Source organism: Enterobacter cloacae complex sp. 418I7 (assembly GCF_050030705.1).
In the GTDB taxonomy this organism is placed as follows: Bacteria; Pseudomonadota; Gammaproteobacteria; order Enterobacterales; family Enterobacteriaceae; genus Enterobacter; species Enterobacter intestinihominis.
This window is the reverse complement of sequence record NZ_JBLGUU010000001.1, coordinates 3526069-3538829: the sequence shown is the minus strand read 5'-3', so window position 1 is coordinate 3538829 and position 12761 is coordinate 3526069. Positions and strand designations below refer to the sequence as shown.

11 protein-coding genes, 5 tRNA genes and 1 pseudogene are annotated in these 12761 nt (G+C 54.9%); 15 read left to right on the top strand and 2 right to left on the bottom strand.

Features of this window, described 5'->3' with window-relative positions; all coding sequences use genetic code 11:
* Positions 1-2 precede the first annotated feature (2 nt).
* The 15 genes from ACQG0S_RS17000 (at position 3) to luxS (ending at position 10765) form a co-directional block, all read left to right on the top strand.
* A complete protein-coding gene (locus tag ACQG0S_RS17000; RefSeq protein ID WP_022649141.1) occupies positions 3-881 on the top strand; it encodes a metal ABC transporter substrate-binding protein in 879 nt (292 codons plus the stop codon).
* A 130-nt stretch (positions 882-1011) separates the two neighbouring features.
* Positions 1012-1509 carry a nicotinamide-nucleotide amidase gene (pncC, locus tag ACQG0S_RS16995; protein ID WP_003862172.1) on the top strand — a complete coding sequence of 166 codons (498 nt, stop codon included), beginning with the start codon at positions 1012-1014 and terminating at the stop codon, positions 1507-1509.
* Positions 1510-1598: 89 nt separating this feature from the next.
* Complete coding sequence (gene recA / locus ACQG0S_RS16990) at positions 1599-2657, top strand: recombinase RecA (RefSeq protein WP_022649140.1); 1059 nt, start codon at positions 1599-1601, stop codon at positions 2655-2657.
* Between the two features lie 68 nt (positions 2658-2725).
* A complete protein-coding gene (gene recX / locus ACQG0S_RS16985; RefSeq protein ID WP_063137602.1) occupies positions 2726-3226 on the top strand; it encodes a recombination regulator RecX in 501 nt (166 codons plus the stop codon).
* Between the two features lie 131 nt (positions 3227-3357).
* Positions 3358-5985: an alanine--tRNA ligase gene (alaS, locus tag ACQG0S_RS16980; RefSeq protein ID WP_022649139.1), complete on the top strand. Its 2628-nt coding sequence runs from the start codon at positions 3358-3360 to the stop codon at positions 5983-5985.
* 241 nt (positions 5986-6226) lie between these two features.
* Positions 6227-6412 carry a carbon storage regulator CsrA gene (gene csrA, locus ACQG0S_RS16975; protein WP_000906486.1) on the top strand — a complete coding sequence of 62 codons (186 nt, stop codon included), beginning with the start codon at positions 6227-6229 and terminating at the stop codon, positions 6410-6412.
* Between the two features lie 342 nt (positions 6413-6754).
* Positions 6755-6847: transfer RNA gene (locus ACQG0S_RS16970), tRNA-Ser, on the top strand.
* Positions 6848-6851: 4 nt separating this feature from the next.
* Positions 6852-6928: transfer RNA gene (locus tag ACQG0S_RS16965), tRNA-Arg, on the top strand.
* 64 nt (positions 6929-6992) lie between these two features.
* Positions 6993-7069 (top strand) — tRNA-Arg (locus tag ACQG0S_RS16960).
* Positions 7070-7133: 64 nt separating this feature from the next.
* Positions 7134-7210 (top strand) — tRNA-Arg (locus ACQG0S_RS16955).
* Between the two features lie 64 nt (positions 7211-7274).
* Positions 7275-7351: transfer RNA gene (locus tag ACQG0S_RS16950), tRNA-Arg, on the top strand.
* Between the two features lie 126 nt (positions 7352-7477).
* Positions 7478-8044 (top strand): fructose-1-phosphate/6-phosphogluconate phosphatase, encoded by a 567-nt coding sequence (gene yqaB, locus ACQG0S_RS16945; protein WP_048966014.1) that lies wholly within the window; start codon positions 7478-7480, stop codon positions 8042-8044.
* A complete protein-coding gene (locus tag ACQG0S_RS16940; RefSeq protein ID WP_017692791.1) occupies positions 8041-8469 on the top strand; it encodes a YqaA family protein in 429 nt (142 codons plus the stop codon). Before yqaB ends, ACQG0S_RS16940 begins: the two co-directional genes overlap by 4 nt.
* A gap of 83 nt (positions 8470-8552) precedes the next feature.
* Entirely contained in the window at positions 8553-10097 is a 1545-nt protein-coding gene (gshA, locus tag ACQG0S_RS16935; RefSeq protein ID WP_022649137.1) for a glutamate--cysteine ligase, read from the top strand.
* A gap of 152 nt (positions 10098-10249) precedes the next feature.
* Positions 10250-10765 (top strand): S-ribosylhomocysteine lyase, encoded by a 516-nt coding sequence (luxS, locus tag ACQG0S_RS16930; protein WP_003862180.1) that lies wholly within the window; start codon positions 10250-10252, stop codon positions 10763-10765.
* Positions 10766-10826: 61 nt separating this feature from the next.
* Here the strand turns inward: luxS and ACQG0S_RS16925 are convergent.
* Together ACQG0S_RS16925 and emrB are read right to left on the bottom strand one after the other, a co-directional pair.
* Positions 10827-10970 (bottom strand): annotated as a pseudogene (locus ACQG0S_RS16925) (hypothetical protein); the annotation flags it as partial.
* Between the two features lie 229 nt (positions 10971-11199).
* Positions 11200-12747 (bottom strand): multidrug efflux MFS transporter permease subunit EmrB, encoded by a 1548-nt coding sequence (gene emrB, locus ACQG0S_RS16920; protein WP_022649134.1) that lies wholly within the window; start codon positions 12745-12747, stop codon positions 11200-11202.
* Positions 12748-12761: the final 14 nt, after the last annotated feature.

The following is a 12761-nucleotide window of genomic DNA, read 5'->3' as shown; positions in this document are numbered from 1 at the left end:
CGATGAAACGTACAGGGTTAGCCGTGGCGCTCGCGCTCGGCATGATGACGCACGGCGTAATGGCGAAAACGCTTAATGTGGTGACCAGCTTTTCCATCCTGGGAGACATCACGCAGCAGGTTGGCGGCGATCGTGTGAAGGTGACGACGCTGGTGGGGCCGGACGGTGATCCCCATACTTTCGAACCCTCGCCCAAAGACAGCGCGGCGCTGAGTAAAGCCGACGTGGTGGTAGTCAATGGGCTGGGGCTGGAGGGCTGGCTCGATCGTCTGGTGAAAGCCTCCGGATTCAAAGGCCAGCTGGTGGTTGCTTCGGACGGCGTGAAAACGCACACGCTGGAAGAGGACGGTAAAACCGTGACCGATCCGCACGCGTGGAACAGCGCGGCGAACGGCGCGCTGTATGCGCAAAATATTCTCTCTGGGCTGGTGAAGGCCGATCCTGAAGATACGGCGGCGCTTGAAGCTACCGGTAAACCCTATATTGCGCAGCTCTCTCAGCTGGACGGTTGGGCTAAAAAGCGTTTCAGCGACATCCCACAGGCGAAGCGCAAAGTGCTGACCAGCCACGACGCTTTCGGCTATTTCAGCCGCGCCTACGGCGTGACGTTTATGGCGCCGCAGGGGCTGTCGTCTGAGAGTGAAGCCAGCGCGGCGCAGGTAGCGGAGATCATCAATCAGATTAAAGCTGACGGTGTGAAAACCTGGTTTATGGAAAACCAGCTTGATCCGCGCCTGGTGAAGCAGATCGCGACCGCCACGGGCGCCCAGCCGGGCGGTGAACTTTACCCGGAAGCGCTGTCCGCGAAGGGCGGCGTGGCGGACACCTACGTCAAGGCGTTTCGCCACAATGTGGATACCCTCGCTAACAGCATGAAATAAGCGTCTCTCTGGCCGGTGCGCCCGCATCGGCTTTTTTCTGAAGCCCCCTCGTAAAACCCGACGCGCATCCCCATATTTGATGAGAAAGTGCTATCTTGTGCTGCATGTTTTTCTAAGGCCTGGAGCGAGAATGACTGACCATGAATTGATGCAGCTAAGCGAAGTGGTGGGGCTGGCGCTGAAACAGCGCGGCGCGACTCTTACGACCGCAGAATCCTGCACCGGCGGCTGGGTGGCGAAAGCAATTACCGATATTGCTGGCAGTTCCGCCTGGTTTGAACGCGGCTTTGTGACCTACAGTAACGAGGCTAAAGCGCAGATGATTGGCGTGCGTGAAGCCACGCTTGAGCAGCATGGCGCGGTCAGCGAGCCGGTGGTGATCGAAATGGCGATTGGCGCGCTGAAAGAGGCGCGCGCAGATTACGCTATCTCCATCAGCGGTATCGCGGGGCCGGACGGCGGCAGCGACGTGAAGCCTGTCGGCACCGTCTGGTTTGGCTTTGCCACCTCAAAAGGTGAAGGGATCACCCGCCGGGAATGCTTCAGCGGCGATCGCGAAAGCGTGCGTCGTCAGGCAACGGAATACGCGTTAAAAACGCTCTGGCAACAATTTCTACAAAATACTTGATACTGTATGACTATACAGTATAATTGCCTCAACAGAACAGAAGTCCATGGTGAAGCGCAGTTGCTTCTCCCGGCATGACAGGAGTAATAATGGCTATCGACGAAAACAAACAGAAAGCGTTGGCGGCAGCACTGGGCCAGATCGAAAAGCAATTCGGTAAAGGCTCCATCATGCGCCTGGGTGAAGACCGTTCCATGGATGTGGAAACTATCTCCACTGGTTCGCTTTCTCTTGATATCGCACTGGGCGCTGGCGGTTTGCCGATGGGCCGTATCGTAGAAATCTACGGTCCGGAATCCTCGGGTAAAACCACCCTGACGTTGCAGGTTGTTGCGGCGGCACAGCGCGAAGGTAAAACCTGTGCGTTTATCGATGCCGAGCACGCGCTGGACCCGGTCTATGCCCGTAAACTGGGCGTTGATATCGACAACCTGCTGTGCTCACAGCCGGACACCGGCGAGCAGGCCCTGGAAATTTGTGACGCGCTGGCGCGCTCAGGTGCGGTTGACGTGATCATCGTCGACTCCGTTGCGGCGCTGACGCCAAAAGCAGAAATTGAAGGTGAAATCGGTGACTCTCACATGGGCCTCGCGGCACGTATGATGAGCCAGGCGATGCGTAAGCTGGCGGGTAACCTGAAGCAGTCCAATACGCTGCTGATCTTCATCAACCAGATCCGTATGAAAATTGGTGTAATGTTCGGTAACCCGGAAACCACCACCGGCGGTAACGCTCTGAAATTCTACGCTTCTGTCCGTCTGGATATCCGCCGTATCGGCGCGGTGAAAGAGGGGGATAACGTCGTCGGTAGCGAAACCCGCGTGAAGGTTGTGAAGAACAAAATCGCAGCACCGTTCAAACAGGCTGAATTCCAGATCCTCTACGGCGAAGGTATCAACTTCCTCGGCGAGCTGGTTGACCTGGGCGTGAAAGAGAAGCTGATTGAAAAAGCGGGCGCATGGTACAGCTACAACGGTGACAAGATTGGTCAGGGTAAAGCGAATGCTATCTCCTGGCTGAAAGAGAACCCGGCGGCGGCGAAAGAGATTGAGAAGAAGGTGCGTGAACTCCTGCTGAGCAACCAGGACTCTAAACCTGATTTCGTGGTCGACGGCGCGGATGCTGAAGAAACCAACGAAGATTTTTAATCCTCTCGGATAAAAATGAAGGGCTGCTGATGCGGCCCTTTTTGCATTTCTGAATCGACAGGTTTTTTATGAGTGAACCGACATCACGCCGACCAGCCTACTCACGCTTGCTGGATCGGGCCGTGCGTATTCTTGCCGTGCGTGACCATAGTGAACAGGAGCTGCGGCGGAAACTGTCAGCGCCCGTCATGAGCAAAAACGGTCCGGAAGACATTGATGCCACCGCGGAAGATTATGACCGCGTGGTTGCCTGGTGCTACGAGCATCACTATCTGGATGACGGCCGTTTTGCCGCTCGCTTTCTTGCCAGCCGTGGTCGTAAAGGCTATGGGCCAGCGCGTATCCGCCAGGAGCTGAACCAGAAAGGTGTAGCCCGTGAATCGATTGAAAAATCCATGCGCGAAAGTGAAATCGACTGGTGCGAACTGGCGCGTGAGCAGGCGGTACGAAAGTACGGTGAGCCGCTGCCGCGTGAATTTTCAGAAAAAGTTAAAATCCAGCGCTTTTTGCTCTACCGCGGCTTCCTGATGGAAGATATTCAGGATATCTGGCGTAATTTTACCGATTGAACGCATGCGGGATTTTACTTCCCACTAAAGAAAACTTATCTTATTCCCACTTTTTCCAGTAGCTGGTCCGTCCAACTGTTTACAGATACAGATCTGCTGCGACATTTCGTTAGCTTGATTTCAGGATAATTATGAGCAAGAGCACCGCTGAGATCCGTCAGGCGTTTCTCGATTTTTTCCATAGTAAGGGACACCAGGTTGTTGCCAGCAGCTCCCTGGTACCGAACAATGACCCGACTCTGCTGTTTACCAACGCCGGGATGAACCAGTTCAAGGATGTGTTCCTTGGTCTCGACAAGCGTAATTATTCCCGCGCCACAACCTCACAGCGTTGCGTGCGTGCGGGCGGTAAACACAACGATCTGGAAAACGTCGGTTACACCGCGCGCCACCACACTTTCTTCGAAATGCTGGGTAACTTCAGCTTCGGCGACTACTTCAAACACGACGCCATTCAATATGCGTGGGAACTGCTGACCGGTGAAAACTGGTTTAATCTGCCGAAAGAGCGTCTGTGGGTGACCGTGTATGAGACCGATGACGAAGCGTTCGACATCTGGGAAAAAGAAGTGGGTATCCCTCGCGAACGTATCATCCGTATCGGTGACAACAAAGGCGCGCCTTACGCGTCTGATAACTTCTGGCAGATGGGTGACACCGGCCCTTGCGGTCCGTGCACCGAGATCTTCTACGATCATGGTGACCACATCTGGGGCGGCCCTCCGGGAAGCGCGGAAGAAGATGGCGATCGCTACATTGAGATCTGGAACATTGTCTTCATGCAGTTCAACCGTCAGGCCGACGGCACCATGGAGCCGCTGCCAAAACCGTCCGTAGATACCGGTATGGGTCTTGAGCGTATCGCGGCCGTTCTGCAACACGTTAACTCCAACTATGAGATTGACCTGTTCAGCACCCTGATCAAAGCCGTTGCCGAAGTGACGGGCGCAACCGATCTGAACAACAAATCACTGCGCGTTATCGCAGACCATATTCGTTCCTGTGCGTTCCTGATTGCTGACGGCGTTATCCCGTCGAATGAAAACCGTGGCTATGTGCTGCGTCGTATCATTCGTCGTGCGATCCGTCATGGCAACATGCTGGGCGCGAAGGACACCTTCTTCTATAAACTCGTTGGGCCACTGATTGGCGTGATGGGCTCTGCCGGTGACGAGCTGAAACGCCAGCAGGCGCAGGTTGAACAGGTTCTGAAAACCGAAGAAGAGCAGTTTGCCCGTACGCTGGAGCGCGGACTGGCGCTGCTGGACGACGAGCTGGCGAAACTCAAGGGCGACACGCTGGATGGCGAAACCGCTTTCCGCCTGTACGACACCTACGGCTTCCCGGTTGACCTGACGGCGGACGTTTGCCGCGAGCGCAACATCAAAGTTGACGAAGCAGGCTTTGAAGCCGCAATGGAAGAGCAGCGTCGTCGTGCGCGTGAATCCAGCGGTTTTGGCGCGGACTACAACGCGATGATCCGCGTTGATAGCGCGTCTGAATTTAAAGGCTACGAAGAGCTGGCTCTGACCAGCAACGTGACCGCGCTGTTTGTTGACGGTAAAGCCGTAGACAGCATTAGCGCAGGTCAGGACGCGGTTGTTATCCTGGATAAAACACCGTTCTATGCGGAATCCGGCGGCCAGGTTGGCGATAAAGGCGAACTGAAAGGCAATGGCTTCAGCTTCAGCGTAAGCGATACCCAGAAATACGGTCAGGCAATTGGTCACCAGGGCAAACTGGTTTCCGGTTCTCTGAAAGTGGGCGAGGGCGTTCAGGCCAACGTTGACGAAGCTCGCCGCGCGCGCATTCGTCTGAACCACTCGGCAACCCACCTGATGCACGCAGCCCTGCGCGAAGTGCTGGGTACGCACGTTGCACAGAAAGGTTCTCTGGTTAACGACAAAGTGCTGCGTTTCGACTTCTCGCATTTTGAAGCGATGAAGCCGTCTGAAATTCGTGCGGTGGAAGACCTGGTGAATGCCCAGATCCGCCGTAACCTGCCAATCGAAACCCACATCATGGATCTTGAGGCAGCGAAGAAGAAAGGTGCGATGGCGCTGTTTGGCGAGAAATATGACGACCGCGTTCGCGTGCTGAGCATGGGCGACTTCTCTACCGAACTGTGTGGCGGTACTCACGCATCCCGCACCGGTGACATCGGCTTGTTCCGCATCGTTTCCGAGTCGGGTACGGCGGCAGGCGTGCGTCGTATTGAGGCGGTGACCGGGGAAGGTGCAATTGCCAGCCTGCATGCGCAGAGCGACCAGCTGCACGAGATCGCGCAGCTGCTGAAAGGCGATAGCCAGAACCTGGGCGAGAAAGTGCGTGTCGCGCTGGATCGTACCCGTCAGCTGGAAAAAGAACTCCAGCAGCTGAAAGAACAGGCTGCGGCGCAGGAGAGCGCAAACCTCTCCAGCAAAGCGGTAGACATTAAGGGCGTCAAACTGCTGGTCAGCGACCTGGCGGGCGTTGAGCCTAAGATGCTGCGTACCATGGTCGACGATCTAAAGAACCAGCTTGGTTCGACGGTTATCGTGCTGGCAACGGTCGCAGAGGGTAAGGTTTCTCTGATTGCGGGCGTCTCTAAGGATGTGACGGATCGTGTCAAAGCAGGGGAACTGATTGGCATGGTCGCCCAGCAGGTGGGTGGCAAAGGTGGCGGTCGTCCGGACATGGCGCAAGCCGGTGGTACGGATGCGGCGGCACTTCCCGCGGCATTAGCCAGCGTTGAAAGCTGGGTAAGCGCGAAACTGTAATAACTACAAAGCACAAGCAGACGCCATAGCGGTAACGTTATGGCGTCTTGCTCACTGCGCTATCGATAACGATAAAGTCAGGTTGAGTTTGTGTATATCGGCTAAACTTACGTTTAACAGAATGTGATGCCGTGACTGCTTACACTTTACGTGTTTGTCATCGCTTACTTTTTGGCGTTATATGATGGATAATGCCGGGATACAAGAGACCCGACTCTTTTAATCTTTCAAGGAGCAAAGAATGCTGATTCTGACTCGTCGAGTTGGTGAGACCCTCATGATTGGGGATGAGGTCACCGTGACAGTTTTAGGGGTAAAGGGTAACCAGGTACGTATTGGTGTTAACGCTCCTAAAGAAGTATCTGTCCACCGTGAAGAGATCTACCAGCGTATCCAGGCTGAAAAATCCCAGCAGTCCAGTTACTGATATTGTCGCGTCTCGCTGTCGGGCGAGACGCAACCCTCCCGCTATTTTTCCTGCATAAAGTTACCGTTCTATTTCAAACGCTTCGTTTTTGACCACTCTCATAATCTTATCTCATCCAAATGACGCGCTTCTCTCAACACAATTCTGTGAAGATGCCTGCAAAATCCGCTTATAAAACACTCTCTTTGCGGCTTTTACATGCGAATTGCGTGCGAATTGTGCAAACGAAAAAAGCATGTGGAAAATTGTTTGACTTATAAGTCCCAGAAAGTAATATATGCGCCACGCAGCGACGAGAAGCTCTTAACGAGTTGCTCGAAGCACTCGAAAGAGGCGTTGTGTGGTGAGGTGGCCGAGAGGCTGAAGGCGCTCCCCTGCTAAGGGAGTATGCGGTCAAAAGCTGCATCCGGGGTTCGAATCCCCGCCTCACCGCCATTTTGCATCCGTAGCTCAGCTGGATAGAGTACTCGGCTACGAACCGAGCGGTCGGAGGTTCGAATCCTCCCGGATGCACCATCTATTACTTCATATTGCTTTCGAAGTGATATGAATATCGAGCAGTACAGTAGTAAATCCCGATGCATCCGTAGCTCAGCTGGATAGAGTACTCGGCTACGAACCGAGCGGTCGGAGGTTCGAATCCTCCCGGATGCACCATTTTTTACTTCATATTGCTTTTGAAGTGATATGAGTATCGAGAAGTACAGCAGTAAATCCCGATGCATCCGTAGCTCAGCTGGATAGAGTACTCGGCTACGAACCGAGCGGTCGGAGGTTCGAATCCTCCCGGATGCACCATTTTTTAATTCATATTGCTTTTGAAGTGATATGAGTATCGAGAAGTACAGCAGCAAATCCCGATGCATCCGTAGCTCAGCTGGATAGAGTACTCGGCTACGAACCGAGCGGTCGGAGGTTCGAATCCTCCCGGATGCACCATCTCTTCTTGTGATCCCCTTCGATGTTTAGTTCTTAATCACTCTCATTGTTATCACTTCGCAATCAGCGACAAAAATCCCCTTTTACGATAAAGTAATGCTTTGTTAATCGTTTAGCGAGAGCACGATGTACGCACAGTATGACGGTTTGATCTTCGACATGGACGGCACCCTCCTGGATACCGAACCCACGCATCGTCAGGCCTGGACCGAAGTCCTGGGCCGTTACGGTATGCGTTTCGATTTACAGGCGATGATTGCCCTCAACGGATCGCCCACCTGGCGTATCGCACAGGCCGTGATTGAGCTGAATCAGGCCGATCTCGACCCGCACCAGCTCGCGCGTGAAAAAACCGAAGCGGTAAAAGCCATACTGTTAGACACCGTGCAGCCTTTACCACTCATTGACGCCGTCAAGGAGTGGCACGGCCGTCGTCCTATGTCTGTCGGTACGGGCAGCGAGAGCGCGATTGCTGAAGCGCTACTCAAACACCTTGGCCTGCGCCACTATTTTTCTGCCGTCGTTGCTGCCGATCATGTTAAACATCACAAACCCGCACCGGATACCTTCCTGCGCTGTGCAGAATTAATGGGTGTACCACCTGCAAAATGCGTGGTGTTTGAAGATGCTGATTTTGGCATTCAGGCCGCGCGTGATGCCGGAATGGCGGCGGTGGATGTTCGCTTACTGTGAGTGACGCGCTGTCACTCGCTTCATTATTCGCCAGCAGTTTTTTAAGCTCCACCCTCTTACCGGGGAATTCGGAAGTGGTGCTGGTGGCGATGCTGTTGTCCGGCGTGAGTCAGCCCTGGTTGCTGGTCTTAATAGCAACAATGGGTAATAGCCTTGGAGGGCTGACTAACGTTATTCTTGGACGTTTCTTTCCGCTACGCGAAAAATCTCGCTGGCAGGAAAAGGCAGTGGGCTGGCTAAAACGCTATGGCGCTGCCACGCTGTTATTAAGCTGGATGCCTGTAATAGGCGATTTACTGTGTCTGCTGGCGGGATGGATGCGCATCTCCTGGGGACCGGTGCTCTTTTTTTTGTGCCTTGGCAAGGCGTTACGCTATGTTTTACTGGCATGGGTAACACTACAGGGTATGACGTGGTGGCACTAATTGGTGGAATGAATTCGCGACCTTCAATCGTCAACCATTACAATTATGCTGAGTGACAATTTTTTGACAGGCGGGAGGTCAAATTGATCCCGGACGTATCACAGGCGCTGGCCTGGCTGGAAAATCACCCTCAGGCACTGAAGGGGATTCAGCGTGGGCTTGAGCGCGAAACGCTGCGCGTAAATGCGGATGGTAGCTTAGCGACTACGGGACACCCGAAGGCGTTAGGCTCGGCGCTGACACATAAATGGATCACAACCGATTTCGCCGAAGCGCTGCTGGAGTTCATTACGCCAGTAGACGGTGATATTGATCATATGCTGACGATCATGCGCGACGTGCATCGCTTCACCGCCCGCAACCTCGGCGACGAGCGTATGTGGCCGCTCAGCATGCCGTGCTATATCGAGCAGGGGCAGGATATCGAGCTGGCTCAGTACGGCACCTCGAATATTGGACGGCTGAAAACGCTGTATCGCGAAGGACTGAAAAATCGCTACGGCGCACTGATGCAGACGATCTCTGGCGTGCACTACAATTTCTCTCTGCCGATGGCGTTCTGGCAGGCGAAGTGCGGTGAAACGGATAAAGAAGCGATCTCCGCGGGCTACTTCCGCCTGATCCGCAACTACTACCGTTTTGGCTGGGTTATTCCGTATCTGTTCGGCGCGTCCCCGGCTATCTGTTCATCGTTCCTGCAAGGGAAACCGACCACGCTGCCGTTCGAGAAGACTGAGTGTGGCATGTACTATCTGCCGTACGCGACCTCGCTGCGCCTGAGCGACCTTGGCTATACCAATAAGTCGCAAAGCAATCTCGGAATTACGTTTAACGATCTGCACGAATATGTGGCAGGCCTGAAGCGGGCGATAAAAACCCCGTCGGAAGAGTACGAAAAAATCGGCCTCGAAAAAGACGGCAAGCGCCTGCAAATTAACACCAACGTATTGCAGATTGAAAATGAACTGTATGCGCCGATTCGTCCGAAGCGCGTGACGCGCAGCGGTGAAACGCCGTCGGATGCGCTACAGCGCGGCGGGATCGAATACATTGAAGTGCGCTCGCTGGATATCAACCCGTTCTCACCGATTGGCGTTGACGAGCAGCAGGTTCGCTTCCTTGACCTGTTTATGGTCTGGTGCGTACTGGCGGATGCGCCGGAAATGAGTTCCGACGAACTGCTGTGTACTCGTGCCAACTGGAATCGCGTGATTCTGGAAGGGCGCAAGCCGGGTCTGACGTTAGGTATTGGCTGTGAAACGGCCCAGTTCCCACTGTCTAAGGTAGGGAAGGATCTGTTCCATGACCTGAAGCGCGTAGCCCAGACGCTGGATAGCGTGTACGGCGGCGAAGCTTACCAGAAGGTCTGCGACGAACTGGTTGAAAGCTTCGATAACCCGGAACTGACATTCTCAGCACGTATTCTGCGTTCTATGATTGAACAGGGAATTGGTGGCACAGGGCGTTCACTCTCAGCGGAGTACCGTGAGATGCTGATGCAGGAGCCGTTAGAGATCCTGAGCGAAGCGGATTTTGTGGCAGAGCGCGATGCGTCCGTTGTGCGTCAGAAAGAGGTCGAAGCGGCGGATACGGAGTCGTTTGAGGCGTTTCTGGCGAAGCAGGCCTGAACCAAAAGAAAAAGGCCACATCGCTGTGGCCAAAATATACATCTCTGAATTCAGGGATGATGATAACAAATGCGCGTCTTTCATATACTCAGACGCGCATTCTGTAGAAGAGTTCAGTTTATTTTAAAAAAAATCACTATCGGAGGTGACGTATGCCGTTATTAGATAGCTTTACTGTCGACCATACCCGTATGGAAGCACCAGCAGTCCGCGTGGCGAAGACCATGAACACGCCGCACGGCGACACGATCACCGTTTTCGACCTGCGCTTCTGCGTGCCGAATAAAGAAGTGATGCCAGAGAAAGGCATTCACACGCTGGAACACCTTTTCGCCGGATTCATGCGCGACCACCTGAACGGCAACGGCGTGGAGATCATCGATATCTCTCCGATGGGCTGCCGCACCGGTTTCTACATGAGCCTGATTGGTCAGCCTGAAGAGAAACGCGTCGCGGATGCGTGGAAAGCGGCCATGGAAGACGTGCTGAAGGTGAAAGAGCAGAACCAGATCCCAGAGCTGAACGTTTACCAGTGTGGCACTTACCAGATGCACTCTCTGGAAGAAGCTCAGGAGATTGCCCGCCATATCATCGAACGTGATGTTCGTGTAAACAGCAACGACGAGCTGGCCCTGCCAAAAGAAAAACTTCAGGAACTGCACATTTAGTATTGTGCCTGTGGATGCCCGGTGGCGCTTCGCTGACCGGGCCTACAATACTGATGACGACAACCACGGCCAGCTCCGCGCTGGCGACGCCGGTATCGCGATCGTTTTGCGGATGCACGCTGATACAGACGTCGCTGCGGCGGCTGAAGTGGTGGCAGAAATATTCGATCTGGTCGAGATAGACGTTCGGCGTGCTCACTTCGACGTAAGTCTGTCGAGAGCCAGCGCGTGGCGCGGGTGTGTTCAGCATGGTACGCTCCTGTTGTCTTTTCACTCTCGTGAATCAATTTCAGGCGCGCTGCTTTATCGGAACTGACAATCGCTGTCGCGTTTTGGACACGGTGCGGTGTTTTGCCGGATGGCGGCTACGCCTTATCCGGCCTACGTTCGTAGGCCCGGTAAGCGTAGCGCCACCGGGCAACCCGTGCACAGGGCTAGTGCGCTCCACCGCCCCCGCTACCGGCACCAAACGGTGGTTTGGCAAACCACACCAGCCCCAGCAGGACGATGAAGATCCCCGCCGATATCCAGAAAATCTCGTTTGCCGAGATAATCAGCCCCTGGTTGGTGATCTGCTGGGCAAGCCAGCCGGACGCCTGCTGCTCCGTCATCCCCATCCCCTCAAGCTGGCTATACATCTGCTGAGCGTTAGGGTTGAACGGGTTCACCGCTTCGGTCAACTGGGCGTGGTGCATCGCTTCCCGGTTGGTCCACAGCGTGGTGGTGATCGATGTCCCGATGGAGCCCGCCAGCGTACGGGTGAAGTTCGACAGGCTCGATGCCGCCGCCATCCGCTCAGGCGGCAAGCCGGAAAGCGTAATGGTGGTCAGTGGCATAAAGAAGCACGCCACAGCAAAGCCCTGAATAAACTGCGGCCACGCGGAGGCGCCAAAGTCCATTCCCGGTTCAAACGTATACGCGCGCCAGTAGAAGCACACGGCGTACATGATGAAGCTGAACGTCACCAGCCTGCGCATGTCGAGCTTATGGGCGAAACGGCCAATAATCGGCGACAGCAGAACCGGAATTAACCCCACCGGCGCGGAGGCCAGCCCCGCCCAGGTTGCGGTATAGCCGTACACCTCCTGCAACAGCTGCGGCAGCAGAACAATCGCGCCGAAGTAGAGCATATAGGCGAGGCTGATACAGAGGCAGCCGATGGTGAAGTTTCGCGATTTAAACAGCGAGAGGTCGACTATCGGATTTTCGTCCGTCAGCTCCCAGACAATCAGGAAGCTAATGGCAACCACGGCGACCACCGTCAGCACGATGATTTCCGTAGAGGCGAACCAGTCCAGCTCTTTGCCGCGGTCGAGCATGATTTGCAGGCTGCCGATGCCGACAACCAGCAGTGCCAGCCCGATGCCGTCGATCCGCCGCTGTTCGGTCCGCGTTTCGCGACCACGCAGAGACTGTAGCGTCATCAGCACCACCAGCGCACCGATGGGTACGTTGATGAAGAAGATCCAGCCCCAGTGATAGTTATCGCTGATATAGCCGCCGAGGATTGGCCCGCAAATTGGGGCGACAATCACCGTCATCGACCACAGCGCGAGCGCGATGGAGCGCTTGGCGGGCGGATAGTTGTTCAGCAGCAAACTCTGCGATAGCGGAATCAACGGCCCGGCGACAATCCCCTGAATGACGCGGAAGAAAATCAGCATCGTCAGGCTGCTGGACATGCCGCAGGCCCAGGAGGCCAGTACGAACAGGATCGTCGACCAGAGGAACAGCTTCACTTCACCGACGCGCTTCGCCAGCCAGCCGGTGATGGGAATAGAGATGGCGTTCGCCACCCCGAATGAGGTAATGACCCAGGTCCCCTGGCTCAGCGATGAGCCAAGGTTCCCGGCGATCGTAGGGATCGCCACGTTTGCGATGGTGGAGTCCAGCACCTGCATGAATGTCGCCAGCGACAGCGCAATGGTCATAATGACCAGCTGCGCCCCCTCAAGCGGTTTTTGCGGCTTTTGCTGTTGCATAACGCTCACCTTCG

Excerpts from the sequence above, each read along its gene's own strand:
- ACQG0S_RS17000 (WP_022649141.1), top strand. The coding sequence starts at position 3 with ATGAAACGTACAGGGTTAGCCGTGGCGCTCGCGCTCGGCATGATGACG.
- pncC (WP_003862172.1), top strand. The coding sequence starts at position 1,012 with ATGACTGACCATGAATTGATGCAGCTAAGCGAAGTGGTGGGGCTGGCG.
- recA (WP_022649140.1), top strand. The coding sequence starts at position 1,599 with ATGGCTATCGACGAAAACAAACAGAAAGCGTTGGCGGCAGCACTGGGC.
- recX (WP_063137602.1), top strand. The coding sequence starts at position 2,726 with ATGAGTGAACCGACATCACGCCGACCAGCCTACTCACGCTTGCTGGAT.
- alaS (WP_022649139.1), top strand. The coding sequence starts at position 3,358 with ATGAGCAAGAGCACCGCTGAGATCCGTCAGGCGTTTCTCGATTTTTTC.
- csrA (WP_000906486.1), top strand. The coding sequence starts at position 6,227 with ATGCTGATTCTGACTCGTCGAGTTGGTGAGACCCTCATGATTGGGGAT.
- yqaB (WP_048966014.1), top strand. The coding sequence starts at position 7,478 with ATGTACGCACAGTATGACGGTTTGATCTTCGACATGGACGGCACCCTC.
- luxS (WP_003862180.1), top strand. The coding sequence starts at position 10,250 with ATGCCGTTATTAGATAGCTTTACTGTCGACCATACCCGTATGGAAGCA.
- emrB (WP_022649134.1), bottom strand. The coding sequence starts at position 12,747 with ATGCAACAGCAAAAGCCGCAAAAACCGCTTGAGGGGGCGCAGCTGGTC.